We start from the raw sequence: 24,949 nt of genomic DNA, 5'->3' as shown, positions 1-24,949 counted from the left end.
TACTAGACTTATCAATGAAAGCGAGGTAATCTCATGGAACAATTTTTAGATAATATTAAAGACCTTGAAGTCACTACGGTTGCGCGTGCACAAGAAGCACTCGATAATAAAGAAACTGCAACCTTCTTCATTGGTCGCAAAACTTGCCCCTACTGTCGTAAATTTGCAGGTACATTGGCAGGTGTCGTAGCTGAAACCAAAGCTCACATCTACTTCATCAACAGTGAAGAACCAAGTCAACTCAATCAATTGCAAGATTTCCGTTCACGCTATGGTATCCCAACTGTTCCGGGATTCGTTCATGTTGCTGATGGCCAAATCAATGTCCGTTGCGACTCTTCCATGTCAGCACAAGAAATCAAGGACTTTGCTGGATTGTAAAAAAGCCACTCGTTGAGTGGTTTTTTATATGGTCAATAGGACGTTTTTTCAAGCAAGTCTTGTATCATTCCATGCAGTTCTTCTATCTTCTCAGATTGTTTCTCAAGTAGTATTCTCTGACTGGATAATTCATCTTGTAGTTTATCGAGTTTTATCTGTTCATCTGGATTCTCTTTCACGAAAAAATTCGTCAAGGAACTCGTTAACATTCCTATTGTGCCAATACCGACAAGCATTAGTAAAACAGCTAACCACTTCCCAAAAATCGACGCAGGAACAATATCTCCATAACCAACAGTCGTTACCGTTACAAGCGCCCACCAAAGACTATCTGAGAAAGATTTTTCTTCAACAACAGATAAAATTGAACTACCTACCAGTACAATAAAGGAATTGAGATAGAAAATATAAAGTAAGCCATTTGTTCGTAAGAGTTTTCCAACCTTCTTTTCCAACTTGCCAGTCAATCCAACGACTCTTAAAAGACGAGTTAGTTTCAGTAATTTTGTCAGCCTAGCTAAGCGGAAGATACGCCCTAATCGAAATACTGTAAAAATAGCATTCAAAGGAAGAATAGCTAACAAGTCGAATATATTTTCAAGTATAAATCTCCATTTTTCTTTACTTGAAAAGAACCGCCAACCATAATCCACTACAAAGATAAACCAAATCACTAAATCAATAATACTGTAAGGTGGATTATCCAAATCAATCATCTCAGCAAATCCAAGCAAGACAAGGACAACGGATATCAAGGCAAGTATGATAATCGTCGTGTCATAGTAATCCTTTAATAACCATTTTCTATTCACACTGCTACTCCTTTAGTTTTTTAATCATTATACCACACTAAATCCCTGATAAAATACAAAACAAAAGAAGGCACTCGCCTTCTTTTTATATATCCGTTAATGGTGTTGCAGTATCTGGAGAGGTATCAAAAACTTTAAAGTCTACTCCGACTCCCAGATCAGCTTGCGCTAGCTGGTTGACCATTGTCATATGAGCCAGCTCTTTGATATTATTCTCCTTAGATAAATGGCCAAGATAGATTTTCTTAGTCCGATTTCCCATTGCACGAATCATGGCCTCAGCACCGTCTTCGTTAGAAAGGTGACCGAGATCCGATAGAATTCGCTGTTTGAGACGCCAAGCGTAAGATCCTGCTCGTAAGATTTCCACGTCGTGGTTGGACTCGATGAGATAACCATCTGCATTTTCGACTATTCCAGCCATACGGTCACTAACATAACCTGTATCGGTCAACATGACGAAGCTCTTGTCGTCTTTCATAAAGCGGTAAAACTGTGGTGCTGCCGCATCATGGCTGACCCCAAAACTCTCAATGTCGATATCGCCAAAGGTTTTAGTTTTGCCCATTTCAAAGATATGCTTTTGAGAAGAATCAACCTTGCCAAGATACTTGCTATTTTCCATAGCCTGCCAAGTCTTTTCATTGGCGTAAAGATCCATGCCATATTTGCGAGCCAAGACACCGACCCCATGGATATGATCTGAGTGCTCATGCGTAATCAGAATCGCATCCAGATCTTCAGGTTTGCGATTGATTTCAGCTAGCAGGCTAGTAATTTTCTTACCAGACAAGCCTGCATCTACTAGGATTTTCTTTTTTGATGTTTCCAGATAAAAAGAATTTCCACTGGAACCTGATGCTAAAATACTGTATTTAAAGCCTATTTCACTCATTTTAGTCTTCTATTTCGTCCTCCCATATTTCTTCTTTTACGGCATCCTTATCATAAGGGAGCACGATGGTAAAGGTTGAGCCCTTACCGTATTCACTTTTGGCCCATATAAAGCCATTGTGTTGTTTGATGATTTCTTTTGCGATAGCTAGACCTAGCCCAGTTCCACCTTGTGCCCGGCTTCTTGCGCGATCCACGCGGTAAAAACGGTCAAAAATCTTCGGCAAATCTTGTTTTGGAATTCCTAGACCTTGGTCTTTAATGGATAAAATCATCTGGTCATCAGTGGTTTTCATGCTGACAGTGATTTTCCCACCATCTGGTGAATACTTAATGGCATTGTTGAGAATATTATCAATCACCTGGGTCATCTTATCGGTATCAATCTCGATCCAAACTGAATTAATAGGGTAATCTCTAACAAGTTCATATTTTTTCTCGTCATCCTGACTTCTCATCTTATCAAAGCGGTTGAGAATAAAGGTGATGAAGGCTGTAAAGTTAATCAACTCCACATCCAACTGAGTAGTCGCATTATCAATACGAGAGAGATGTAAGAGATCTGTCACCATCCGCATCATACGGTTGGTTTCATCGAGTGAAACCTTGATAAAATCAGGGGCTACAGGATCATACAAGGCTCCCTCGTCCAAGGCTTCAAGATAAGATTTAACACTGGTCAAAGGAGTCCGCAACTCATGACTCACGTTCGAAACAAAGAGTCTTCGCTCACGCTCTTCCTTCTCCTGTTCGGTCGTATCATGTAAAACGGCAACCAAACCAGAAATGAAACCTGACTCACGGCGAACCAGAGCAAAACGTACACGAAGGCTTAGATATTCACCATTCACATCCTGGGAGTCAATCGTCAACTCAGGAATCTGTGTAATCAGGTCACGCAGCTCATACTCATCTTCTATCTTAAGCAATTCGAGGATGCTTTTATTCAGAACATCTTCTTTCTGCACACCGAGCTGTTTCTTGGCCATATCGTTGATCATAGTAATCTGGCCACGGCGATTGGTCGCAAGGACGCCATCTGTCATATAAGAAAGAATACTGTTCAATCGTTTACTCTCTTGTTCCAGATTTTCTTGGGTCAAACGAATAACTTCTGACAAATCGTTCAGATTATTGGTGATATTGGTGATTTCTGTACTTCCTTGCAAGTCCAAAACTTGAGAATAATCACCTGCAATCAAGTCCTTAACCTTTTGATTTATCTCCTTCAGACGGATATTATCCCGACGATTTTCCAGTAACAGCAAGGTCACTACCAAGATAAAACCAAGTAAAATCAGAATAAAGATAAAATCGCTGGTCAGAATAGTTTGTCTAATATCTTCAATCATTATTTCTCATATAGTATCCAACACCACGACGTGTGAGAATGTACTCTGGACGACTTGGAGTGTCTTCTATTTTCTCACGCAAGCGTCTAATGGTCACGTCCACAGTACGAACATCACCAAAATAGTCATAACCCCATACAGTCTCAAGCAAGTGTTCACGCGTAATCACTTGTCCAATATGAGATGCCAAGTGATACAAGAGTTCAAACTCACGGTGGGTCAAATCTAATTCCTCACCATATTTCTTAGCCACGTAAGCATCTGGAACGATTTCCAAATCACCAATTTGTAAAGGTTGCGTCTTCTTCTCATCAGACTCTTGGTTATCTACTGAAACTAGGTCGGTACGACGAAGAAGGGCCTTAACACGAGCCTGCAACTCACGGTTTGAGAAAGGTTTTGTAACATAATCGTCTGCACCTAACTCTAAACCAATAACCTTGTCAAACTCGCTATCCTTAGCTGATAGCATGATAATCGGAACGCTACTAGTCTTACGAATAGCTTTAGCAACTTCTAAACCATCAATTTCAGGTAACATCAAGTCGAGGATAATAATATCCGGTTGCTCTACTTCAAATAGCTCGATCGCCTCACGACCATTGAAGGCTGTAACAACTTCATAACCTTCCTTGGCCATATTAAACTTAATAATATCTGAGATTGGTTTCTCATCATCTACAATTAATATTTTTTTCATTTTATCACCTTTTTCTCTATCTATTATAACAAAAAAATGCAAAGAAGGCACAAATGGCTACTGTAAGCCTTCATCTTCAAGAGTTGTTTTTATAAGCCTGCCAAATTTTTTGTTGAGGTTTCGCAAGTGGATAATCAGAAAACTCCTGAGGAGAAACCCAGCGAATTTCTCTGTCCGAAAACTGTTTCGAATCTGTCACTTGGCCTGCTAGGATTTGAATATGCCATTTCCGATGACTAAATACATGCTTGACCTGGTCAAATACTTGCTGGGACCAATTCACTTCTAAATCATAATCCTGCTCAAAGTTTTCTTGAGGGCTTGGTCCAAATGCTCTGCTTTCCTCTTTGACTTGAGAAAAGAGATCTAGCTGATCGTCATCACTTGAGAAATCATCAACTTCAATCAATGGGAAATGCCAAAAACCTGCTAGTAGTTTCTCGCTTTCGTTTTTCTCAAGTAGATATTGACCATAGTCATTGCGTACAACCAAAGCCTTGAGATAAATTGGTAGGGGCTTTTTCTTGGGTTCTTTAATCGGATAACGATCCATGGTTCCATTCTGATAGGCTGCGCTAAATTCCTTAACAGGACTTTCTTCTGGTCGAGGGTTAACCGGAGACTCTATATCAGAGCCCAAGTCCATCAGAGCTTGGTTAAAGTCACCTGGTCGTTTCGGGTCAATCAAGATTTCCATCATGGCTTGGAAAATCTTTCGATTACTAGGAACTCCGATATCATAATTTACCTCAAACAAGCGTGCCAAAACCCGCATGACATTGCCATCAACTGCTGGCTCGGGTAAATTAAAAGCGATACTGGAAATTGCTCCCGCAGTATAGGGGCCAATCCCTTTCAAGCTAGAAATCCCTTCGTAAGTGTTTGGAAATTTCCCTTCAAAGTCTGTCATAATCTGCTGAGCCGCCGACTGCATATTGCGTACGCGGGAATAATAGCCCAACCCCTCCCAAGCTTTCAGTAAACGCTCCTCAGGCGCATTTGCCAAACTTTCAACAGTTGGAAACCAGTCCAAAAATCGTTCATAGTAGGGAATAACCGTATCTACCCTAGTCTGCTGCAGCATGATTTCAGAAACCCATATGTGATAAGGATTTTTACTTCTTCGCCAGGGTAAATCTCGCTTGTTTTCATCATACCAGTTGAGGAGTTTCTCACGAAAAGAGAAAATCTTTTCCTCTGGCCACATGTCAACACCGTATTCTTTCAAATCTAACATATATCTAGTATAACATAGAAGCTTCTAACTGTCTTTTTCTCAGTACTAAAAAGCCTCTTCCCATGGGAAAGAGGACTAAACCTTATTGATGAACCGCTTGGGCAGCAGTGATAAGGGTCAACTTGTACACATCATCTGCATTACATCCACGAGAAAGGTCGTTTACTGGCTTGTTCAAACCTTGCAAAACAGGTCCGACAGCCGCAAAACCACCGAGACGTTCTGCCATCTTATACCCAATATTTCCGGCTTCAATACCTGGGAAGATAAAAACATTTGCTTGACCAGCTACGTTACTTCCTGGAGCTTTTAGAGCTGCAGTTTCAGGAACAAAGGCAGCGTCAAATTGCAACTCCCCATCAATCTCAAGGTCGGGACGCAAGTCGTGAGCAATTTTAGTTGCTTCTACGACCTTATCAACACTTTCACCAAATCCTGAACCTTTAGTAGAATAGCTTAGCATAGCAATTTTAGGTTCAATACCAAACATCTTAGCTGTGATTGCTGAATTGATCGCGATTTCAGCCAAGGCTTCTGCATCTGGATTGATGTTAATGGCACAGTCTCCAAATAGGTAACGTTCTGTACCACGTACCATAAGGAAGGCACCTGAAGTACGAGTTACGTTTGGACGAGTTTTGATGATTTGTAGGGCTGGGCGAACTGTTGAGGCAGTTGAGTGAATCGCACCAGATACCATACCGTCAACCAAGCCCAAGTAGACTAGCATCACACCAAAATAGTTGACATCTTCAACCAAAACTTTGCGCGCTTCTTCTTCAGTCATTTTGCCCTTACGACGCTCTACTAAAGCAGCAACCATTTCTTCAAATCGAGGATAGTGTTGAGGGTCAATGACTTCATAACCATCCATGATCCCTTCGATTTCGAGATAAATTTTAATTTTTTCAGGGTTTCCAAGCAAAACAGGGATTACTTCTGTTTCTTTTACCAAGCGTTTTGTTGCTTGAAGAATACGTGGCTCTTCTCCTTCAGGGAGAACGATACGAGCATTTTTGCCAACCAGGTTGGCTTTGAGACTTTCAAAAACTTCCATGAGTTTTCTCCTTTAAGAAAATAAATTATACTCCAAATAGTTTTTAAAGAGTATTAGTTGATAACTGAGTAATAAGATTGCTGAAATCATCCGGTAAGGGGCTTTCTAATTGCAAATCTCGCTCTAGAAAAGGATGATAAAAAGATAAATAATGACAATGCAAGGCCTGACGTTGAATTCCGTCATCCAGACTACCACCATACAAATCGTCTCCCAACAAAGGAAAGCCTATGTGAGAAAAATGCACTCGAATTTGGTGGGTTCGCCCAGTATGCAGGCGAATATCGACCAAGTGAATATTTCCGTAAGAAGCTACAACTTTATATGATGTATGGGCGTATTTCCCACCCTTGGCAACTCGTCTTGTGATAATGGAGTCCACATCACGCGCAATCGGGGCAATAATCTCCCCTTCAGGCTCCAAAACACCAGCTCCTTTAACTAAAGCAAAATACCGTTTTTCGATAGACTTTCGTTGCAACTGCTTGTCTAAACGTGCATGAGCGTAGCCGTGCTTGGCAAAGAGCATCAAACCAGATGTATCTCTATCAAGCCTAGTCACGATGTGAACTTGCTGGTTTTCATAGTTTTGCTTGACATAATAGCCCTTGATAAAATTGGCAATGGTATTGGAATGATTGACACTTGGGATGGAAGCTACTCCATAAGGCTTATTCAAAACCAGAAAATGGTCATCCTCATATAAAATATCGAGTGGTCGGTCAATAGCTTCAAGGCTCTCAAACCCTTCCTCTGCAGGAATGTCAATAGTTACTCTATCTCCAATATCTAAGAGATAAGTCGCATTTTGAGGTTGGCCATTGACCAGAATAGCCCCGCCTCGAAACTTAATCTTGGCCAAAAGTCCCTTGGAAACCTCATGTTTCTTGAGGAAGGTTTTGACTTTGACGTGCTCATCTGCGATAAATTCGAACCTCATTCATCCACCTCGCCGATGAAGGCATCTTTAACACGATTCCAGAAACTAGTGTGACTTGGAGTCGCTACGAAGTGAATCTTGTGATGGTCGATTTGATACTCAATCCTTTCGATATTACGGAAGGAATAGACGCTGTTATCGACTGATATCGTGTGGTAATCATTGCGTGTCGGCAAAAGTTCAATCTTATCTTTTTTGGGAATAATGATTGATGATCCCAAAGTGCGATAGACTCGGTTGTTAAGACTTGCTATCTCTGTCAACTGCAAGGCTTCAATGGTCGGATGCAAGACAGCTCCACCCAAGGACTTGTTGTAGGCAGTACTTCCCGTCGGCGTTGAAACAGTCACTCCATCTCCTCGAAATCGCTCGAACGGAACGTGGTTAATGATGATATCCGCAACCATGGTCCGGTCTGATCGACGGATGCTGGCTTCATTTAAAGCACGGAAGATTTTCACTTCTCCATTTTCAAGCGTTACTTTGACATTCAAGACTGGATAGGAAACTTTGGCACCAGTATCGAGTAGGAGATTGGTCACCAACTGATCCAGCTCAAAATCACGATAATCTGTGTAAAATCCCAAATGCCCTGTATGAACACCTACAAATCGAACCTTGTCTAACTGATTCTCATACTTGTGAAAGGCAGACAAAAGCATCCCGTCACCACCAATGGAAATGACGATATCGGGATTGGTATCGTTCAGTATAAAATGTTGTTTTTTTAGTTTTTCCCTCAGTTCATGCAAGACCTTCTGACTTTGTGGTTTTCTATTTGCTATGAGGTCAACTCGTTTACCTGTATTCTTCATCTGTATCGTCACTATTTCCTACACCATCGTTTAGTTTTCTGCTCAATGGATCAAAGAGAGCCTGCGCTTCTTGGATATCGTCACGAATCTTACCCATTTCTTCATCCAGTTGATAGGCTATTTTGGCCGTGATTTCCAGTCTTTTCCTGATTTCTTCTGGAAAATCGCCCTGGTATTTATAATTAAGTGAGTGTTCAATCGTAGCCCAGAAATTCATGGCTAACGTCCGTATTTGAATTTCCGCCAAAATCGTCTTAGCTCCGTTGATCGTATCAACCGTGTACTCGACAACCACGTGATAAGAACGATAACCTGAAGCCTTACGATGAGTGATATAGTCTCGTTCCTGAACGACTCTCATATCTTGGCGTTTACGTAGAATCTCAACTACCTCTTTAACGTCATCAACAAACTGAACCATGACACGTAAACCAGCAATATCTTGCAGATCATGTTCTAGACTTGCATAAGTAATTCCTCGACGAGCCATTTTTTCTTTAATACTTTCAATCGGTTTGACACGACCCGTTACAAACTCAATCGGAGAATGCTTGTTTTGCTTTCGATACTGTTTGCGAATCCCCCGAAGTTTGATCTTCAATTCACCAACAGCCTGAATGTAAGGATCTAAAAATTCTTCCCATTCTATGGTCATACTTTCTCCCTTGTAATGTTTGATTGCTCTGTCGAAAATCTTTGATTTTTTCAGTACATTCGTATACAATAAATACATTGTCCATTATACCATAAATCGCTTTCAAAGATATAGAAAAGGTTGAAAAAATGAAACATTTAGAAATAGAATTGAAAACACTTCTGAAAAAAGAGGAATACGATCATCTAAAAAAACAGTTTTCCCATATCCAACCCGTCCTTCAGAAAAACTACTACATTGACACGCCAGATTTCCAATTGCGTGAAAAGAAGGTTGCCATGCGCATTCGCACCTTTTCAGATTGGGCGGAGTTGACCTTAAAAGTACCTCAAACTGTAGGAAATATGGAATACAACCAGAAACTAACTCTTCCAGAAGCTGAATCATACCTAGAAAAACAAAAACTACCTCAAGGGCTCGTTCTAGAGAAGCTCGCTAAGATTGGTATCGAAAGTCATGACTGGCTTGTCCTAGGCTGTCTTTCAACTCTACGTTATGAAACGAAAACAGAAATTGGCTTAATGGCCTTAGATAAAAGTCACTACTTTGACCAGACGGACTATGAACTGGAGCTTGAAGTCACTGACCATGAAAAAGGGAAAGCCGATTTTCAGAAATTTTTAGATGAAAATCAGATAACTTATCAGAAAGCTCCATCAAAATTAATTCGTTTTATTAAAAGCATTAAAAAAAGCTGAAATAATCTCCTTTTTTTGGTAAAATAGAAAAGATAAAAATAAAAGAATCTGGCTTTGAAAAACAAAACTTTCTCAAAGAAGATTCACAAAGTTTACAGAGGACGGTCTATAATGTCAGATAGAAACAACATGAAACTTTTCACCCTAAACTCTAACCATGAAATCGCTCAAAAGATTGCGGATACAGTTGGTGTACCTCTCGGGAAATTATCCTCTCGACAATTTTCTGACGGCGAAATCCAGGTCAACATCGAAGAAAGTGTCCGTGGTTACGATGTCTACATCATCCAGTCAACCAGCTACCCTGTTAGCAACCACTTGATGGAGTTGTTGATCATGGTTGACGCTTGTGTACGTGCAAGTGCTCATAGTATCAACGTTGTCCTTCCTTACTTTGGTTATGCGCGTCAGGATCGTATCGCTTCTTCTCGCGAACCCCTCACTGCAAAACTGGTTGCCAATATGCTTGTCAAAGCTGGTGTAAGCCGTGTTCTAACGCTTGACCTCCACGCTGTTCAGGTCCAAGGTTTCTTTGATATTCCTGTAGATAATCTTTATACTGTTCCTCTATTTGCTAAGCACTACTGTGATAAAGGACTTCTTGGCTCTGATGTTGTTGTTGTTAGTCCAAAGAACTCTGGTGTTAAACGTGCACGTAGTTTGGCTGAATACCTTGATGCTCCTATCGCTATCATTGACTACGCCCAAGACGATTCTAATCGTAACGAAGGCTATATCATTGGGGATGTTGAAGGCAAGAAGGCTATCTTGATTGACGATATCCTAAATACTGGTCGTACTTTCTCTGAAGCAGCCAAAATCGTTGAACGTGAAGGCGCAACTGAGATTTATGCAGTATCCAGTCACGGTTTATTTGTTGAAGGTGCAGCAGATCTTCTTGACGCTACAAACATCAAAGAAATCCTAGTGACAGACTCTGTAGCAACCAAAGAAAGAACTCCAGAAAATGTATGTTACATTACCGCTAGCGAATTAATTGGTGATGCTATCGTCCGCATCCATGAAAGAAAACCAGTCAGCCCACTCTTTGCTTACAACAAAAAGAAATAAGGTGATTCTTTGATTTATTTGGACAATGCTGCTACGACTCCTATGTCAGCAGTAGCTATTGCAGAAATGACCAAGGTCATGCAAGAAACTCATGGTAATCCTTCTAGTATTCATGGCCATGGTCGACAAGCTGGTAAACTCTTGCGAGAGGCTCGTCAAGACTTAGCCCACTTACTAGGAACCAAACCTCAACATATCTTTTTTACATCTGGCGGTACAGAAAGTAACAATACAGCCATTATCGGCTATTGTCTCCGTCATCAAGACAATGGAAAACATATCATCACCACAGCTATTGAACACCATTCTGTGCTTGAAACCATCGATTACCTGGTGCAACATTTTGGTTTTGAAGCGACCATCATCCAACCAGTAAATCAAGAAATAACTGCCCAGCAAATTCAAGAAGCTTTACGTGACGATACCATTCTCGTTTCCACCATGTATGCTAATAATGAAACAGGTAGCCTCTTACCTATCGCTGAGATTGGACGTATTTTAAAAGAGCATCGTGCTGCTTATCATGTAGATGCTGTTCAAGCTATTGGGAAAATTCCTATCCATCCCAAGGAATTAGGAATTGATTTCCTCAGTGCTTCTGCCCACAAATTCCATGGACCAAAAGGAGTCGGATTTCTTTACGCATCGACTGGAGACTTTGATTCCTACCTTCACGGTGGAGACCAAGAACAAAAGAAACGGGCTGGAACAGAAAATCTCGCTGCCATTGTAGGCATGGTCGCTGCTCTCAAAGAGGATTTAAATGACCAAGTTGAGCATTACCAAAAACTAAGCGCACTCAAAGCTACTTTTTTAGAAGAAATTGCAGGTCTCGACTACTATCTCAATGAAAGTAACCACCAACTTCCTTATGTTGTCAACATTGGCTTTCCTGGTCAAAAAAATGATTTGCTCTTGCTTCGGTTAGACCTGGAAGGAATTTCAATTTCTACCGGTTCAGCTTGTACTGCTGGTATTGTGCAAACCAGTCATGTGCTTGAAGCATTTTATGGGTCTGATTCGCATCGTTTAACAGAATCTGTCCGTATCAGTCTTTCTCCTCTTAACACTGAGGAAGAATTGAAACAACTCGCACAAACCTTAAAAAATATTATTGGAGATTAATCTAATGGCATTCGAAAAAACCATTAAACTACAAAACTGCCGCTACGACTACACACTTAGCCCAACTGTCAAAAAGTTCACACTGAAAGATAATACTTTCTTTGAAACAAAAGTTGGAAACTTCGAACTGACTCGTTTGCTTGAGAAAGTACCTAACAGCGGTGATGGTTTCAAGCTAAAAATCATCATCAACAAAGACCTTACAGGTGCTAAACTCAACATCACTGACAAGTCTGGCCTTCGTTTGGTTAATATCTTTAAATCAGAAGACCACCACATTCATCAGGAAAAATTCTACTTCCTCATGGACAGTTTAGTAGAACGCGGTATCTTCACTAAAGAAGAAAGATAATTGACTATGTATCGACTTACCTATCAAGATAACTATCACGTAGAACGTATACTTGAATATAAGGATTACGAAGAGCTCATGTTATCTCTATCTGGCTGTGTGACCCTACCTGATACTCTCCTAATCAGCTCCTTAACGCTGAATGATAAGGTGATTTATCAAGGATTGGTTGGCGATCTCTACCGTTTTCTATCACAAGCTCATTTTTCAGATAAAAACTAAGAAATTTCTTAGTTTTTTCTTGTTTTTGTTGATTTTTTCACAATGTTTCTATAAAATAGAAGAATAGAAAGGTTGTGATTTTGTGAAAGATAAACAGTCTGCTATTCCAAAAGCAACAGCAAAAAGACTCTCTCTTTACTATCGAATTTTCAAGAGATTTCATGCAGAAAAAATCGAACGTGCCAACTCCAAGCAAATTGCAGAGGCTATCGGTATCGATTCTGCGACCGTTCGACGTGATTTTTCCTATTTTGGCGAGCTAGGTCGTCGTGGTTTTGGTTACGATGTCAAAAAATTGATGAATTTTTTTGCTGATCTCCTAAATGATAACTCCATTACAAATGTTATGCTGGTTGGGATTGGAAATATGGGCCATGCCCTTCTCCACTACCGCTTTCACGAGCGTAACAAGATGAAAATTATCATGGCCTTTGACCTAGATGACCATCCAGAAGTTGGAAGCCAGACACCTGATGGAATTCCAATCTATGGTATCTCACAGATTAAAGAAAAAATCAAAGAAGCAGATGTCAAAACTGCTATCCTAACAGTTCCAAGTGTTAAATCACAAGAAGTTGCCAATCTTTTGGTTGATGCAGGTATAAAAGGTATTCTCAGTTTTTCCCCTGTTCACCTTCAACTCCCAAAAGATGTGGTCGTTCAGTATGTCGATTTGACAAGCGAACTCCAAACCCTCCTCTATTTTATGCGTAAAGAGGATTAGAAAGCGAAAGCATTTATGAAAAAACCAGTTATTGGGATTACAGGAAATGAAAAAGCTCATCCAGATGATGACATCATGATGAGCTATGCAGCAAAGGGCTTTATTGAAGGAGTCAAGGACGCTGGCGGAATTCCAATCATCCTACCGATTGGTGATCAAGAAATAGCTGCCTATTACATCAGTATCATTGATAAGCTCATCCTAACGGGTGGGCAAAATGTTGATCCAAAATACTATGGTGAACCAAAGGCTATTGATAGTGATGACTACCACCTTCAAAGAGATATTTTTGAACTAGCACTTATCAAAGAAGCAATTAAGCAAAAGAAACCAATTTTCTCTGTTTGTCGGGGTACTCAACTTTTCAATGTCGCCATGGGAGGCACGCTACACCAAGATATCGAGGATCATTGGCAGGACTGTTCAGCCGAATACACGACTCAACGCCTCGTAACGGAACCTGATACGATTCTCCGAGAGATCTATGGAGAAATCTCTCACATCAACTCCTTCCACCACCAGAGTATTAAAGATCTAGCTTCAAATCTTAAGGTTGTAGCACATGATCCTAAAGATGGAATCATTGAGGCTGTGACAACTACGGACGGTTTTCCTTATCTTGGTGTTCAATGGCATCCTGAATTTCTCTTTGAAAATCGTCCCAAGGATAAAACATTGTTTGACTATGTTGTTAACGAACTCTAGGACTTATAAATAGGTTATTAATCATGAATGAAATTAAAATACCTTCTACTCATGAGATTTTGAGAGATATAGAAGCTAATGTTTTCATATCTTATAAGGAAAAGGAAGCTAATCTTTTCTTATCAAATAATGAAAAAGAAATAAGGGTTTGCTTTCATCTTTCTAATCTCTATAGACTTTTAACAGCGGAAAGTTACCAATCTTTTTCTAAGAATAAAGAGAATTTCGATAAACTATCTCAAAAAGAAAAAGAAAAACAGCTGAAAGAAATGTCTAAAAAGGCAAAACGATTTTGTAAAAAGGCAGATGCTAAACTAAAAAGTAAATTTCATTCAAGTCTTTACTTTTACAGAGATATTCTCATTCATAAAAAAAGATATTATAAAATCGAAGATTTCAATGCGATTGTCAACTTTATCGTTCAAGAAAATTTACTTGTACCCACGATAAAACCTCTTCCTGTTATCAATATGGCAGAAGTAGATTCCTATGTTCTAAAAGTGATTGAGTAAGATCATGTGTAATCTTAAATCAGATCCGTCTTTTCACGGTAACTAAAGTAATCAGAGTGAGAGACAATCAAATGGTCCAAGAACACAATTCCCATCAGTTCGCAGGCTTCCTTGACTAGTTTAGTGACATGGTCGTCGTTTCGACTAGGAGATACTGCACCAGATGGATGATTGTGAACGAGAATCACGGAGGTAGCCATATGCTTGAGGGCATAGTGAAGAATTTCCCTCGGTTCAGCAATGCTGCGTGTCGCAGATCCGATAAAAATAGTTTGCTGATGGATGATTTGATTTTGAGTATTGAGATAGAGCGCCACTAGGTGCTCTTGTTTTTTGTCGCCAAGTTCCTGTTGCATTTTCTTGGCTAGCTTTTGACTACTGAGAATACTTTCCATCTCAAGGGTTTCATGTTTGTGAATGCGGTGTCCCAGTTCAATCACTGCTTGTAGTTCAATGGCTTTAATCCGTCCAATACCAGACAGACTCTGCAATTCCTGCAGGGTCATATTTTTCAGATCAGTTAGACTGTTAAGACTATTCAAGACTCTCTGGGCAATTTCAAAGACATTTGCCTGACGCGTTCCCGTTCTGAGAAAAATAGCTAACAACTCTTGATTGCTCAGCGCCTCTACTCCTTCTTTAACTAGTCTTTCTCTAGGCAAGAGTGAATCTTCTTGGAATGAAATACTGTACATAAAAATCCTCCTCACTTTATTATTCGTGAGAAGGATGAAAAATTAGATTTTTTTCTCAATTGGAGCTACACTGGCTAGAAGTTTTTTCAGACCTACTTCTGGGAAATTTATTTTCAATTCCTGAGTATCACCACTACCTGAAACTTCAAGGACCGTTCCCTCTCCCCATTTCTTGTGAAGTGCAATATCTCCAATAGACCAGTTGGTATCGCTTGAATCTTTTTTATTTCCGGATGTAAACTGTCCAAACGGAAGACCACTTGACTGGATAGAGCGTGGTGCAGCATTGCGTTTCCGTTCTTGAAGGGCCTGAGCTAAGCTCATACCTTGACCGAAAGCAATCCCACCACTGCTATAAGAGGCTTTAAAGCTAGTATTCGCTGGGCGGGCCAAACCTTGATACTCGAGCAAGTCCGAACTGATTTCATTGATGAAACGTGTTGGACGGTTATAATTTGTACGACCGAAAAGCAAGCGTGAGTTGGCATTGGTCAGATAGAGGATTTTCTCCGCGCGAGTGATACCTACATAGGCCAAACGGCGTTCCTCTTCTAGCTCATCTGGATCTTCAGTTGCACGGCTAAGTGGAAAGACATTTTCCTCCATCCCAATGATAAAGACAACTGGGAACTCAAGTCCCTTAGCTGCGTGCAAGGTCATCAAGGTCACTTCTGATGTCTCCTGATTGCCTGAATCTGTATCTGCAATCAAAGCCAAGTCATTCAAGAAATGACTGAGTTTATCCAAACCTGTTTCTTCTTCTTGACTATCAGGATTGTCATCAAAGTTCTTGGTAACAGAAAGGAATTCCTCGATATTTTCAACCCGCGCCTTGCTTTCCAAGGTTGCCTGAGCATTAAGAATATCGACATAACCTGTTTTTTCTAGAACAGCCTCCACCAGCTCGGTGATAGTTAATTGATCCAGTTTTTCTCGCAAATCCAAGATCATATTGGCAAAGTCCCAAATTGACTGTGCTGCTTTTCCTTTGATGCCAGACAACATGATATTGGCTGAAGCATCCAGCATAGACATGTCTTGCATATTCGCAAAGTCGCGAATTTTCTCAACCGTTCCTGGACCGATTCCACGTTTCGGCTCGTTGATAATGCGCTCAAAACTGATATTGTCACTCAGATTAGCAATAAGATTAAGGTAGGCGATAATGTCACGGATTTCCTTACGGCTGTAGAACTTAGTTCCGCCAACCATGGTATAAGGAATATTGGACTTGAGCAGGGCTTCCTCAATGGTACGAGACTGCGCATTAGTCCGATAGAGTACAGCAAAATCTTTATGAAGGAAGTTTTGACTACGACTAAGTTCGTCGATGGTTTTGGCTATAAAAACAGCCTCATCCAGTTCGTCATTTGCACGATAGTAAATAATCTGTTCCCCATCAGCATTCTGGGTCCAGAGATTCTTGGGGCGACGATTTTTATTGTTTTTGATGACGTCATTGGCTGCTTGGAGAATGGTTTTTGTTGAACGATAATTTTCCTCTAACAAAACGACCTTGGCGTTAGGGTAATCTTTCTCAAAATCCAAAATATTCTGCATATCAGCCCCACGCCAACCGTAAATAGACTGGTCAGCATCACCGACTACACAGATATTTTTAAAGCGAGAAGCCAAGAGTTTGACCAATTGATACTGGGCATGGTTGGTATCTTGGTACTCATCAACATGAATGTACTGGAACTTCTGCTGATAGTAAGTCAAGACGTCAGGATTTTGATCAAAGAGACGCAGGGTCAGCATAATCAAATCATCAAAGTCAACGGACTCAGACTGACGAAGCTCCTTCTGATAGGCCGTATAACACTGGGCCACGATTTGCGTATACATATCACCAGCTTGAGCAGCATAAGCCACATCATCAATCAAGTCATTCTTAGCATTTGAAATAGTCCCCAAAATGGTCCGTTCATTCCATTTTTTCGGATCCAAGTTTAATTGCTTGAGAATGCGCTTCATGAGAGTTCGTTGCTCTCCTGGATCTACAATAGTGAAGTTCCGATTGTAGCCAATATGATCCGCATCGCGACGCAGGATACGAACACACATGGAGTGAAAGGTCGCAATTAGGCAGTCCTGGGTTGCTGGATTAAGCCCATAGGCACGCTCCTTCATCTCACGAGCAGCCTTATTGGTAAAGGTAATGGCCAAGATGTTCCAAGGATTGACCATCTTTTCATCAATCAAGTAGGCGATTCTGTGAGTTAAAACACGAGTCTTTCCAGAACCAGCCCCCGCCATGATTAACAAGGGTCCTTCTGTCGTTTGCACCGCGTCGGCTTGACGGTCATTCATTCCATTCAATAATGCGTTCATTTTCTCTTCCTTACTCTTGAAGTCAATGTTTCTATTATATCAGAAATCAGATAAAATATCTTTAGCTAGACTGATTGCGTCTAGAAAGTAACTCTATTATCAACTGACGACAACGCCTCATATCTAGACAAGAAAATGAGCTTGGAAAGATTTTCCAAACTCATTTAAAATAATCTATATCATTAGAACAAGCCTAAAACTGTTCCGTCGCTTTCAACATCCATATTAAGAGCGGCTGGACGTTTTGGAAGTCCTGGCATGGTCATGACATCACCAGTTAGGGCAACGATAAAGCCTGCCCCTAATTTTGGTACCAATTCACGGATGGTAATTTCAAAGTTTTCTGGTGCTCCAAGTGCATTTGGATTGTCAGAGAAACTGTACTGAGTTTTCGCCATACAGATTGGCAATTTGTCCCAACCATTCTGAACGATTTGAGCAATTTGCGTTTGAGCTTTCTTCTCAAAGTTCACTTTGCTACCGCGATAAATTTCAGTGACAATTTTTTCAATCTTTTCTTGAACAGAAAGCTCATTGTCATAAAGACGTGTGTAGTTAGCTGGGTTTTCAGCGACTGTCTTGACAAGAGTTTCAGCAAGAGCTACTCCACCTTCTGCGCCATCAGCCCAGACACTAGCCAATTCTACAGGTACATCGATTGAGGCACAAAGTTCCTTCAAGGCTGCGATTTCAGCCTCTGTATCAGAAACAAATTCATTGATAGCTACAACTGCTGGAATACCGAACTTACGGATGTTCTCAACGTGGCGTTTCAAGTTAGCAAAACCGGCACGGACCGCCTCCACATTTTCCTCTGTAAGAGCGTCTTTAGCCACACCACCATTCATCTTAAGGGCACGAAGGGTTGCGACGATGACAACTGCATCTGGAGATGTTGGCAAGTTTGGTGTCTTAATGTCAAGGAATTTCTCAGCACCAAGGTCCGCACCAAAACCAGCTTCAGTAACAGTATAATCAGCCAAGCGAAGGGCTGTGCTTGTTGCCAAAACAGAGTTACATCCATGAGCGATATTGGCAAATGGACCACCGTGTACAAAGGCAGGTGTACCGTAAATTGTCTGAACCAAGTTCGGTTTGATAGCATCTTTCAAAATCAATGCTAACGCTCCCTCAACCTGTAAATCACCAACAGAAACAGGTGTTCGGTCATAGCGATAGCCGATAACGATGTTAGCCAAACGGCGTTTCAAATCCTCGATGTCCGTAGCCAAGCAAAGAATAGCCATGATTTCTGAAGCAACAGTAATATCGAAACCATCCTCACGTGGAATACCATTTAGAGGACCACCAAGTCCAACGGTCACATGACGAAGAGCGCGGTCGTTCAAGTCCACAACACGTTTCCAAAGAATACGACGTTGGTCGATTCCCAGCTCATTTCCTTGGTGTAAGTGGTTGTCAATCAAGGCAGAAAGAGCGTTGTTAGCAGTTGTAATGGCATGCATATCCCCAGTAAAGTGAAGGTTGATGTCCTCCATTGGCAACACTTGAGCATAACCACCACCGGCTGCACCACCCTTGATCCCCATTACTGGGCCAAGAGACGGTTCGCGAATGGCAATCATGGTTTTCTTACCAATCTTGTTCAAGGCATCCGCAAGACCAATGGTAATGGTTGATTTCCCTTCACCTGCAGGTGTTGGATTGATGGCAGTAACCAAGATCAATTTCCCAACTGGATTGCTCTCAACTGCACGAATTTTATCAAAGCTGAGCTTAGCCTTGTACTTCCCGTACAATTCTAAATCGTCATAAGAAATGCCCAATTTCTCAACAACATCAACGATTGGTTTCAACTCAATACTCTGTGCGATTTCAATATCTGTTTTCATTCAAAACTCCTCTAACCTCTAATTTGATAATTTATTATAACACAAAACAAGATTTTTAACATCCATAAACTCTCTAAACGTTCGTAAATATCCTGAATTTCAAGATTTTTAGGGCCCTTTTAAAAATTTTATATGGCTTTATAGTTATAAACTATAGTGTAGCTTTGTTTTAGCAAAATTTTATCGCTTTCATTTTACTTACTGTTTATTTTTGTGTACAATAGTGCTATGAAAATTTTAGTCACATCGGGCGGTACCAGTGAAGCTATCGATAGTGTCCGCTCTATTACTAACCATTCTACAGGTCGCTTGGGGAAAATCATCACAGAAACCTTGCTTGCTGTGGGACATGAAGTTTGTTTGATAACGACAAAACGAGCTTTGAAGCCAGAAGCTCATCCCAACCTAAGCATTCGAGAAATTGATAATACCAACGACCTTCTAGTTGAGATGCAAGAATGTGTTCAAAATTATCAAGTCTTGATTCATTCTATGGCTGTATCTGACTACACTCCTGTTTATATGACAGGACTTGAGGAAGTTCAGGCTAGCTCCAATCTAGAAGAATTCTTAAACAAGCAGAATCATCAAGCTAAGATTTCATCAACTGATGAAGTTCAGGTTTTATTCCTGAAAAAAACTCCAAAAATCATCTCTCTAGTCAAAGAGTGGAATCCTTCTATTCATCTGATTGGTTTCAAACTGTTGGTTGATGTTACTGAGGATCATCTTATTGAAGTTGCTAGACAGAGTCTTGTCAAGAACCAAGCTGACTTAATCATAGCAAATGATCTTACTCAAATCTCAGCATATCAGCATCGGGCAATCTTTGTTGAGAATGATCGTCTTCAAACCGTTCAAACTAAAGAGGAAATTGCGAACCTCCTCCTTGAAAAAATTCATACATACGATTCTTAGAAAGGAAAGCCATGGCAAATATTCTCATCGCAGTGACAGGTTCCATTGCCTCCTATAAAGCAGCTGACCTAGTCAGTTCCTTGAAAAAACAAGGCCATCATGTCACTGTCTTAATGACTGAGGCAGCGAGAGAGTTTATCCAACCGTTGACACTACAGGTCCTCTCTCAAAATCCTGTCCACCTTGATGTCATGAAGGAACCTTATCCTGATCAAGTCAATCATATCGAACTAGGCAAAAGAACTGACCTTTTTATTGTAGCCCCAGCTACTGCTAATACCATTGCAAAGTTAGCCCACGGATTTGCGGACAACATGGTGACAAGTACAGCACTTGCCCTGCCAGAACATGTCAAAAAGTTACTCGCACCAGCCATGAATACAAAGATGTATGACCATCCGGCAACTCAGGCTAACCTAAAAACATTAGAGACCTATGATTATCAGATCATCTCTCCAAAAGAATCTCTACTAGCCTGTGGCGATCACGGCAAAGGCGCCCTAGCTGACCTGAATACTATATTAGAAAGAATAAAGGAAACCCTCGATGAACAAACGCTCTAACATTGCCCCAATTGCTATCTTTTTTGCAGTTATGCTCGTTATCCACTTTTTGAGCTCTCTCCTATTTAATCTTTTCCCATTTCCAATTAAACCAACTATCGTTCATATTCCAGTAATCATTGCTAGTATCATTTACGGCCCACGAGTTGGTGTTACACTTGGTTTCTTGATGGGACTGCTAAGCTTAACGGTAAACACGATTACCATCCTTCCAACCAGCTACCTCTTTTCTCCATTCGTACCGAACGGAAACATCTATTCTGCGATTATCGCTATTGTCCCTCGCATTTTGATTGGTCTGACACCTTACTTGGTCTATAAACTGATGAAAAATAAAACTGGGCTAATCCTAGCTGGTGCCCTTGGTTCCCTTACCAACACCGTCTTTGTCCTCGGGGGAATCTTCTTCCTTTTTGGAAATGTCTTCGATGGCAATATCCAAAAACTCCTAGCAACTGTTATCTCTACAAACTCAATCGCCGAATTGGTTATCTCAGCCATCTTGACTGTAATGATTGTCCCACGTCTCGAAACCTTGAAGAAATAAAAAAACAACTCCACTTTCGTCCTGAAGGTGGAGTTTAGTAGTTAAAACATAAGAATTAAGTTCCCAGTATTCTTTACCACATTTTAACCAAATTTTCCTGAAAAATCAATAATGCTTCTTGACTTGATTGGTGATTTATTGTACTATACTTGTGTATATACAGATAAATGGAGGTTCTTATGGATATACGGAAAAAAACGCAGTTTATGACCATGACTGCACTGCTCACAGCAATCGCGATTTTGATTCCAATCATTATGCCTTTTAAAATCGTCATCCCACCAGCTTCTTACACTTTAGGAAGCCATATCGCCATCTTTATCGCCATGTTCCTATCACCTTTGATGGCTGCTTTTGTGATTATTGCTTCGAGTCTCGGTTTCCTGATGGCAGGCTACCCTATGGTTATTGTCCTACGCGCCTTTTTTCACATCGTTTTTGGTACTTTGGGGGCTTTGTACTTAAAGAAATTCCCTGAAACCTTGGATAAACCAAAGGCATCTTGGATTTTTAACTTTGTTTTGGGTGTTGTTCACGCTATCGCTGAAGTACTAGCTTGTATCATCTTCTATGCTACTTCAGGGACAAACGTTGAAAATATGTTTTATGTTCTCTTCGTCCTAGTTGGCTTTGGCACAATTGTCCATAGTATGGTAGACTATACATTAGCACTAGCTGTCTATAAAGTGCTTCGAAAACGTCGCTAAAAGGAAAAACTATGACAAAGGATCGCAAACAAGCTCTTCTCAAACTATTAAAAGAGGCGCCAAAAGCTCTCAATGGTCAAACCTTGGCTGAACACTTTCATGTTACGCGCCAAGTCATTGTACAGGATATCGCTATTCTCCGAGCAGATGGGGCTCCTATCCTATCCACCAATCGTGGTTATATCTACAAAGAAAATGATGCCAGTCCCTACGTCCACAAACTCTTTAAAGTGAAACATGAACTGGAAGAAATCGGGCAGGAACTTCTGGCCATTGTAGATAATGGCGGACGCGTTCAAAATATCTTAATCGATCATCCCGTTTATGGCGAAATTGAAACCCATCTCAAACTCACCTGTCGCCGAGATGTCCAGCACTTTCTGGAACAAGTCGAGAATTCAGACTTTAGACCCCTTTCTGAATTGACAGACGGCATCCATTACCACCTTGTTGAAGCCGAGACACAACAAGACCTCCACTATATCGAGGAGGCCTTGGATCAGTTAGGTTATTTGGTAAAAGACTAGAAAATTTCTTTCTCCCAGCCGTCCTCTGTACGGTGACGATAGAAGAACTCAGACTTGTCAGGTGCTTCCATCATTTCCATCAAAGGCAACATATCATAGGCCAGATCCAAATTTGGAATCTGGTCTTTTTGCACCCAAGATACTTCTCCTTCTTCTGAAGATTGGAGATTTCCACTAAACTCTGTCGCCTTATAGCAAAAGACGATGTAGCGCTCACCTGAGTCCAGAGGCCAATTTTTAATGCCAACCAGTTGGGGATTCTGAATGGTCAGGCCAGTTTCTTCGTAGATTTCACGTATGACAGACTCTGCGAAAGACTCTCCATTTTCTACATGGCCTCCAGGAAAGGCATAACCAGACCAGCGATTGTTTTCAGGAGAGCGATATTGCATCACCACGCGCTGGGTTTCGAGGTCTTCAATCAGACAGATATTGGTTAAAATGGTTGCTTGGGCACGGGACATAGATTTGCTCGCTTTCTAAGTTATTAAAATGTATCTTCGTTGTATTTTACTTCTGACTTCATGATAAAGGGATTGATCAATTCATGATGTTCATAAGTAGTACGGGCCAAAAAACCTCTAACAATGATGATTTCCTTATCTTGTATGTGGATAGTCTATATTAATGGGAATGGCTGGATCCGACATAATGGACAAAGCAAAGAATGCTACAAACCAAAGGTAAAATGTCACCAATCCACTAAATATTTGAAAAATAAGGTGATACCATTGAAAATCTCTTGTTCTATAAAAGATTCTCCAGGGATGGATTAGGAAGGTCAAACAAAGAATAAAAAACCAACTATTCCACAAAACTGGCGTAAAGGATAGGCCAAAAACCAACAACACCAAATGAAAAATCACAAAGGTCAGCAAAGCCAAATAGAGTGTTTTAAATGAAAATAACCTAGTTCGATTTTCTTTTGTCATGATTATTCCTCTTTTTGTCCTTATATTTCAAAATGACCATTAATATCGCTGAAATGATGAAAAAGATTAGATAGGTAGCAATTGGAAGCCAGATGTAGCGATAATCGATAGATAATAGGGAAGGAATTTTTTTAACATTTCTCCCTTTCACCCCAACAATTAAGTGGAGGAGAAAAATAGGTCCGTTTATGAATAGAAAAGTTTTTAAAAATCCTTGTACTGAAGCCTTGTTGCTAAAACCATCTCTAAAAATACCTTGATAGAATGTGTGAACCAAAAAGACAAAATTCATAATAATTGGCAAGACATAGGACATTTCTTGATATGGTTTCGGGATAAGTGACGTCCCGAACAACACATACATGATACCAAAAATAGATAATAATATTATACCACCCTCCATAAAAGAAGCAATCTTTGAATGTCTTTCCAGCCACAATTGGACGTGAGCTATCAAAGAATACTTTTTCTGGATTTTTCTCATTTGTCTGTTCTGTTGTTTGATCTTCTTTGATTTCTTAATCTTTCGTTCCATTTGCGCCTCCTTCTTCTCTTTTCTATCTGTATAATCAAAAGCAGAATGCCCAGCCCCAAGAAAAAGAAAAAGAGATAACTTACAATAGGAACCCAGACATAGGCTGGATCCATAGAAATTATGGGAGGGAAATTCGTTGACTTACGACGTCCTAGCCAATTCAAACCTACCAAGAGATGAAAGGGAAAAAGAAGACCATTGAACCCAATAAATCCCCATGAAAAGTAACGCCATTTCTGAAGTTTATCACTACTAAAACGAAAGATAAGGAAATAGGTTGATAAGATCAGAAGGATAAGATTGAAGCTTAAGGGGGAAAGATAGTTCATGTTTGGTAATGGGTAACTAATGTAAGAGGCGGCAAGAAATGATACAAACATAGATCCAAATAATACACTCGTATCCAAAAGTTGACCAATCCTTCTGTGCCTTTCCATCCAAAGAAAAATCCTCTTAGTCCAAGAAGACTTTTCTTTTGTCTTGTACTTCATTTGTCTACTCATCTTCATTTTCATCTACTCCTTTTTTTGAAGCTTTAGAGAGAAAGAAGATTGCCAAAGTTAACATCAAGACTAGAAGGTAGATGACAATAGGAAACCAGATATAGGATGACTCCAGTGAAAACAAAGGTGATAGAACGACTCTTCCTCTTTTTCTCACACCAATCAGTTGAAAAATGAAGCTAAGGATATTGATATAAATAAAGGGTTCACAAAATCTTTTAAGGGTCTTTTCTTTTTCCGTTTTCACTGACAAAAAGAGAGCATAGAGCCTGTTTCCCAAGATAAAAAGATTTAATTGCAAGGGAAATAAGGGTTCTCTGTACCGAAAATCAGCTGGAATGCTTTTGTTTTGTGATGTTGTAAATTCTATAACTAGGAACAAGATGATATAAAAGACAATATCAAGCATAAATTTGACAAATCGATGCCCTTGTAACCAAAAACGAACAGAATCTAAGCCTGATGATTTCTTATAATTCTTCTCTTTTAATTTCATAACAACTTCTTTCCATTTAAAATATCTGCTAAAACGTGATTTTTTGTTCATTGAGTAATCTGAAAACAAAATCGCAATTCTACCAGT

General features: G+C 40.2%; 29 protein-coding genes and 1 pseudogene. 14 read left to right on the top strand and 16 right to left on the bottom strand.

The annotated features are described in order from the left end of the window. The first annotated feature begins 33 nt into the window (after positions 1-33). A complete protein-coding gene (locus TZ92_RS06230) occupies positions 34-381 on the top strand; it encodes a DUF6568 family protein (protein WP_033629718.1) in 348 nt (115 codons plus the stop codon). 32 nt (positions 382-413) lie between these two features. Here TZ92_RS06230 and TZ92_RS06225 read toward each other — a convergent pair whose 3' ends face one another. The 9 genes from TZ92_RS06225 to yjbM all read right to left on the bottom strand — a co-directional run bounded on the left by TZ92_RS06225 (position 414) and on the right by yjbM (position 8,843). After that, positions 414-1,193 carry a potassium channel family protein gene (locus tag TZ92_RS06225; protein WP_033629717.1) on the bottom strand — a complete coding sequence of 260 codons (780 nt, stop codon included), beginning with the start codon at positions 1,191-1,193 and terminating at the stop codon, positions 414-416. Positions 1,194-1,278: 85 nt separating this feature from the next. After that, positions 1,279-2,088: an MBL fold metallo-hydrolase gene (locus tag TZ92_RS06220; RefSeq protein WP_033629716.1), complete on the bottom strand. Its 810-nt coding sequence runs from the start codon at positions 2,086-2,088 to the stop codon at positions 1,279-1,281. A gap of 1 nt (position 2,089) precedes the next feature. Next, positions 2,090-3,439, bottom strand: a complete 1,350-nt coding sequence (vicK, locus tag TZ92_RS06215) for a cell wall metabolism sensor histidine kinase VicK (protein WP_000568720.1) — start codon at positions 3,437-3,439, stop codon at positions 2,090-2,092. Next, complete coding sequence (yycF, locus tag TZ92_RS06210) at positions 3,432-4,139, bottom strand: response regulator YycF (RefSeq protein WP_033629715.1); 708 nt, start codon at positions 4,137-4,139, stop codon at positions 3,432-3,434. Before yycF ends, vicK begins: the two co-directional genes overlap by 8 nt. A gap of 76 nt (positions 4,140-4,215) precedes the next feature. Further along, positions 4,216-5,376 carry an A/G-specific adenine glycosylase gene (gene mutY, locus TZ92_RS06205; RefSeq protein ID WP_033629714.1) on the bottom strand — a complete coding sequence of 387 codons (1,161 nt, stop codon included), beginning with the start codon at positions 5,374-5,376 and terminating at the stop codon, positions 4,216-4,218. 82 nt (positions 5,377-5,458) lie between these two features. Continuing rightward, positions 5,459-6,433, bottom strand: coding sequence for a phosphate acetyltransferase (pta, locus tag TZ92_RS06200; RefSeq protein WP_033629713.1), 975 nt, complete (start codon positions 6,431-6,433; stop codon positions 5,459-5,461). 43 nt (positions 6,434-6,476) lie between these two features. Continuing rightward, positions 6,477-7,373 carry an RluA family pseudouridine synthase gene (locus tag TZ92_RS06195; RefSeq protein WP_033629712.1) on the bottom strand — a complete coding sequence of 299 codons (897 nt, stop codon included), beginning with the start codon at positions 7,371-7,373 and terminating at the stop codon, positions 6,477-6,479. Then, positions 7,370-8,188: an NAD kinase gene (locus tag TZ92_RS06190; RefSeq protein ID WP_000799063.1), complete on the bottom strand. Its 819-nt coding sequence runs from the start codon at positions 8,186-8,188 to the stop codon at positions 7,370-7,372. The genes TZ92_RS06195 and TZ92_RS06190 overlap by 4 nt, the downstream gene beginning before the upstream one ends. After that, positions 8,172-8,843: a GTP diphosphokinase gene (gene yjbM, locus TZ92_RS06185; protein WP_000151555.1), complete on the bottom strand. Its 672-nt coding sequence runs from the start codon at positions 8,841-8,843 to the stop codon at positions 8,172-8,174. Before yjbM ends, TZ92_RS06190 begins: the two co-directional genes overlap by 17 nt. A 128-nt stretch (positions 8,844-8,971) precedes the next feature. Between yjbM and TZ92_RS06180 the strand changes: the two genes are divergently transcribed. The 8 genes from TZ92_RS06180 (at position 8,972) to TZ92_RS06145 (ending at position 14,252) form a co-directional block, all read left to right on the top strand. After that, positions 8,972-9,541, top strand: coding sequence for a CYTH domain-containing protein (locus TZ92_RS06180; protein WP_033629711.1), 570 nt, complete (start codon positions 8,972-8,974; stop codon positions 9,539-9,541). A gap of 111 nt (positions 9,542-9,652) precedes the next feature. Further along, on the top strand, positions 9,653-10,612 hold the full coding sequence (locus TZ92_RS06175) for a ribose-phosphate diphosphokinase (protein ID WP_033629710.1): 960 nt from the start codon (positions 9,653-9,655) through the stop codon (positions 10,610-10,612). 9 nt (positions 10,613-10,621) lie between these two features. After that, on the top strand, positions 10,622-11,737 hold the full coding sequence (locus tag TZ92_RS06170) for a cysteine desulfurase family protein (protein WP_033629709.1): 1,116 nt from the start codon (positions 10,622-10,624) through the stop codon (positions 11,735-11,737). A gap of 4 nt (positions 11,738-11,741) precedes the next feature. Next, positions 11,742-12,089: a DUF1831 domain-containing protein gene (locus TZ92_RS06165; protein ID WP_033629708.1), complete on the top strand. Its 348-nt coding sequence runs from the start codon at positions 11,742-11,744 to the stop codon at positions 12,087-12,089. 6 nt (positions 12,090-12,095) lie between these two features. Continuing rightward, positions 12,096-12,311, top strand: a complete 216-nt coding sequence (locus TZ92_RS06160; RefSeq protein WP_000286091.1) for a DUF4649 family protein — start codon at positions 12,096-12,098, stop codon at positions 12,309-12,311. A gap of 82 nt (positions 12,312-12,393) precedes the next feature. Next, complete coding sequence (locus TZ92_RS06155; RefSeq protein ID WP_033629707.1) at positions 12,394-13,035, top strand: redox-sensing transcriptional repressor Rex; 642 nt, start codon at positions 12,394-12,396, stop codon at positions 13,033-13,035. 15 nt (positions 13,036-13,050) lie between these two features. Further along, positions 13,051-13,740 (top strand): gamma-glutamyl-gamma-aminobutyrate hydrolase family protein, encoded by a 690-nt coding sequence (locus TZ92_RS06150; RefSeq protein ID WP_033629706.1) that lies wholly within the window; start codon positions 13,051-13,053, stop codon positions 13,738-13,740. A 23-nt stretch (positions 13,741-13,763) separates the two neighbouring features. After that, entirely contained in the window at positions 13,764-14,252 is a 489-nt protein-coding gene (locus TZ92_RS06145; RefSeq protein ID WP_033629705.1) for a hypothetical protein, read from the top strand. A 14-nt stretch (positions 14,253-14,266) separates the two neighbouring features. On the opposite strand, the gene radC is transcribed toward TZ92_RS06145, so the two are convergent. The 3 genes from radC to TZ92_RS06130 all read right to left on the bottom strand — a co-directional run bounded on the left by radC (position 14,267) and on the right by TZ92_RS06130 (position 19,134). After that, positions 14,267-14,947 (bottom strand): RadC family protein, encoded by a 681-nt coding sequence (gene radC / locus TZ92_RS06140; protein WP_033629704.1) that lies wholly within the window; start codon positions 14,945-14,947, stop codon positions 14,267-14,269. Between the two features lie 42 nt (positions 14,948-14,989). Beyond that, positions 14,990-17,281 carry a DNA helicase PcrA gene (gene pcrA, locus TZ92_RS06135; RefSeq protein ID WP_033629703.1) on the bottom strand — a complete coding sequence of 764 codons (2,292 nt, stop codon included), beginning with the start codon at positions 17,279-17,281 and terminating at the stop codon, positions 14,990-14,992. Between the two features lie 182 nt (positions 17,282-17,463). Beyond that, on the bottom strand, positions 17,464-19,134 hold the full coding sequence (locus TZ92_RS06130) for a formate--tetrahydrofolate ligase (RefSeq protein ID WP_033629702.1): 1,671 nt from the start codon (positions 19,132-19,134) through the stop codon (positions 17,464-17,466). Between the two features lie 228 nt (positions 19,135-19,362). On the opposite strand from TZ92_RS06130, the gene coaB reads away from it, so the two are divergent. The 5 genes from coaB (at position 19,363) to TZ92_RS06105 (ending at position 22,396) form a co-directional block, all read left to right on the top strand. After that, positions 19,363-20,052: a phosphopantothenate--cysteine ligase gene (gene coaB / locus TZ92_RS06125; RefSeq protein ID WP_033629701.1), complete on the top strand. Its 690-nt coding sequence runs from the start codon at positions 19,363-19,365 to the stop codon at positions 20,050-20,052. Positions 20,053-20,063: 11 nt separating this feature from the next. Then, positions 20,064-20,615, top strand: a complete 552-nt coding sequence (gene coaC, locus TZ92_RS06120) for a phosphopantothenoylcysteine decarboxylase (RefSeq protein ID WP_033629700.1) — start codon at positions 20,064-20,066, stop codon at positions 20,613-20,615. Further along, on the top strand, positions 20,599-21,162 hold the full coding sequence (locus tag TZ92_RS06115; RefSeq protein WP_033585319.1) for an ECF transporter S component: 564 nt from the start codon (positions 20,599-20,601) through the stop codon (positions 21,160-21,162). The genes coaC and TZ92_RS06115 overlap by 17 nt, the downstream gene beginning before the upstream one ends. Positions 21,163-21,341: 179 nt before the next feature. Continuing rightward, positions 21,342-21,869: an ECF transporter S component gene (locus TZ92_RS06110; protein WP_045594912.1), complete on the top strand. Its 528-nt coding sequence runs from the start codon at positions 21,342-21,344 to the stop codon at positions 21,867-21,869. A gap of 11 nt (positions 21,870-21,880) precedes the next feature. Continuing rightward, positions 21,881-22,396, top strand: a complete 516-nt coding sequence (locus TZ92_RS06105) for a transcription repressor NadR (protein ID WP_033629698.1) — start codon at positions 21,881-21,883, stop codon at positions 22,394-22,396. On the opposite strand, the gene TZ92_RS06100 is transcribed toward TZ92_RS06105, so the two are convergent. The 4 genes and pseudogenes from TZ92_RS06100 to TZ92_RS06080 form a co-directional block, all read right to left on the bottom strand. After that, positions 22,393-22,860: an 8-oxo-dGTP diphosphatase gene (locus tag TZ92_RS06100; RefSeq protein WP_033629696.1), complete on the bottom strand. Its 468-nt coding sequence runs from the start codon at positions 22,858-22,860 to the stop codon at positions 22,393-22,395. The two genes, TZ92_RS06105 and TZ92_RS06100, sit on opposite strands and share 4 nt — an antisense overlap. 23 nt (positions 22,861-22,883) lie before the next feature. After that, a pseudogene (locus TZ92_RS06095) lies at positions 22,884-23,328 on the bottom strand (hypothetical protein). Next, positions 23,306-23,863 (bottom strand): hypothetical protein, encoded by a 558-nt coding sequence (locus TZ92_RS06090; RefSeq protein WP_033629694.1) that lies wholly within the window; start codon positions 23,861-23,863, stop codon positions 23,306-23,308. The pseudogene TZ92_RS06095 and the gene TZ92_RS06090 overlap by 23 nt, the downstream one beginning before the upstream one ends. Positions 23,864-24,358: 495 nt before the next feature. Then, positions 24,359-24,862, bottom strand: coding sequence for a hypothetical protein (locus TZ92_RS06080; RefSeq protein ID WP_033629692.1), 504 nt, complete (start codon positions 24,860-24,862; stop codon positions 24,359-24,361). Positions 24,863-24,949 lie beyond the last annotated feature (87 nt).

It is taken from the genome of Streptococcus oralis subsp. oralis (genome assembly GCF_000960035.1).
Lineage (GTDB): Bacteria > Bacillota > Bacilli > Lactobacillales > Streptococcaceae > Streptococcus > Streptococcus oralis_G.
Note: the sequence above shows the minus strand (reverse complement) of the source record. Positions and strands in the feature narration are given on the sequence as shown.

What these genes read in the sequence shown, in the direction of transcription:
- TZ92_RS06230 (WP_033629718.1), top strand. Translation starts at nt 34, where the DNA reads ATGGAACAATTTTTAGATAATATTAAAGACCTTGAAGTCACTACGGTT.
- TZ92_RS06220 (WP_033629716.1), bottom strand. Translation starts at nt 2,088, where the DNA reads ATGAGTGAAATAGGCTTTAAATACAGTATTTTAGCATCAGGTTCCAGT.
- vicK (WP_000568720.1), bottom strand. Translation starts at nt 3,439, where the DNA reads ATGATTGAAGATATTAGACAAACTATTCTGACCAGCGATTTTATCTTT.
- yycF (WP_033629715.1), bottom strand. Translation starts at nt 4,139, where the DNA reads ATGAAAAAAATATTAATTGTAGATGATGAGAAACCAATCTCAGATATT.
- mutY (WP_033629714.1), bottom strand. Translation starts at nt 5,376, where the DNA reads ATGTTAGATTTGAAAGAATACGGTGTTGACATGTGGCCAGAGGAAAAG.
- pta (WP_033629713.1), bottom strand. Translation starts at nt 6,433, where the DNA reads ATGGAAGTTTTTGAAAGTCTCAAAGCCAACCTGGTTGGCAAAAATGCT.
- TZ92_RS06195 (WP_033629712.1), bottom strand. Translation starts at nt 7,373, where the DNA reads ATGAGGTTCGAATTTATCGCAGATGAGCACGTCAAAGTCAAAACCTTC.
- TZ92_RS06190 (WP_000799063.1), bottom strand. Translation starts at nt 8,188, where the DNA reads ATGAAGAATACAGGTAAACGAGTTGACCTCATAGCAAATAGAAAACCA.
- yjbM (WP_000151555.1), bottom strand. Translation starts at nt 8,843, where the DNA reads ATGACCATAGAATGGGAAGAATTTTTAGATCCTTACATTCAGGCTGTT.
- TZ92_RS06180 (WP_033629711.1), top strand. Translation starts at nt 8,972, where the DNA reads ATGAAACATTTAGAAATAGAATTGAAAACACTTCTGAAAAAAGAGGAA.
- TZ92_RS06175 (WP_033629710.1), top strand. Translation starts at nt 9,653, where the DNA reads ATGTCAGATAGAAACAACATGAAACTTTTCACCCTAAACTCTAACCAT.
- TZ92_RS06165 (WP_033629708.1), top strand. Translation starts at nt 11,742, where the DNA reads ATGGCATTCGAAAAAACCATTAAACTACAAAACTGCCGCTACGACTAC.
- TZ92_RS06160 (WP_000286091.1), top strand. Translation starts at nt 12,096, where the DNA reads ATGTATCGACTTACCTATCAAGATAACTATCACGTAGAACGTATACTT.
- TZ92_RS06150 (WP_033629706.1), top strand. Translation starts at nt 13,051, where the DNA reads ATGAAAAAACCAGTTATTGGGATTACAGGAAATGAAAAAGCTCATCCA.
- TZ92_RS06145 (WP_033629705.1), top strand. Translation starts at nt 13,764, where the DNA reads ATGAATGAAATTAAAATACCTTCTACTCATGAGATTTTGAGAGATATA.
- radC (WP_033629704.1), bottom strand. Translation starts at nt 14,947, where the DNA reads ATGTACAGTATTTCATTCCAAGAAGATTCACTCTTGCCTAGAGAAAGA.
- pcrA (WP_033629703.1), bottom strand. Translation starts at nt 17,281, where the DNA reads ATGAACGCATTATTGAATGGAATGAATGACCGTCAAGCCGACGCGGTG.
- TZ92_RS06130 (WP_033629702.1), bottom strand. Translation starts at nt 19,134, where the DNA reads ATGAAAACAGATATTGAAATCGCACAGAGTATTGAGTTGAAACCAATC.
- coaB (WP_033629701.1), top strand. Translation starts at nt 19,363, where the DNA reads ATGAAAATTTTAGTCACATCGGGCGGTACCAGTGAAGCTATCGATAGT.
- coaC (WP_033629700.1), top strand. Translation starts at nt 20,064, where the DNA reads ATGGCAAATATTCTCATCGCAGTGACAGGTTCCATTGCCTCCTATAAA.
- TZ92_RS06115 (WP_033585319.1), top strand. Translation starts at nt 20,599, where the DNA reads ATGAACAAACGCTCTAACATTGCCCCAATTGCTATCTTTTTTGCAGTT.
- TZ92_RS06110 (WP_045594912.1), top strand. Translation starts at nt 21,342, where the DNA reads ATGGATATACGGAAAAAAACGCAGTTTATGACCATGACTGCACTGCTC.
- TZ92_RS06105 (WP_033629698.1), top strand. Translation starts at nt 21,881, where the DNA reads ATGACAAAGGATCGCAAACAAGCTCTTCTCAAACTATTAAAAGAGGCG.
- TZ92_RS06100 (WP_033629696.1), bottom strand. Translation starts at nt 22,860, where the DNA reads ATGTCCCGTGCCCAAGCAACCATTTTAACCAATATCTGTCTGATTGAA.
- TZ92_RS06090 (WP_033629694.1), bottom strand. Translation starts at nt 23,863, where the DNA reads ATGGAACGAAAGATTAAGAAATCAAAGAAGATCAAACAACAGAACAGA.
- TZ92_RS06080 (WP_033629692.1), bottom strand. Translation starts at nt 24,862, where the DNA reads ATGAAATTAAAAGAGAAGAATTATAAGAAATCATCAGGCTTAGATTCT.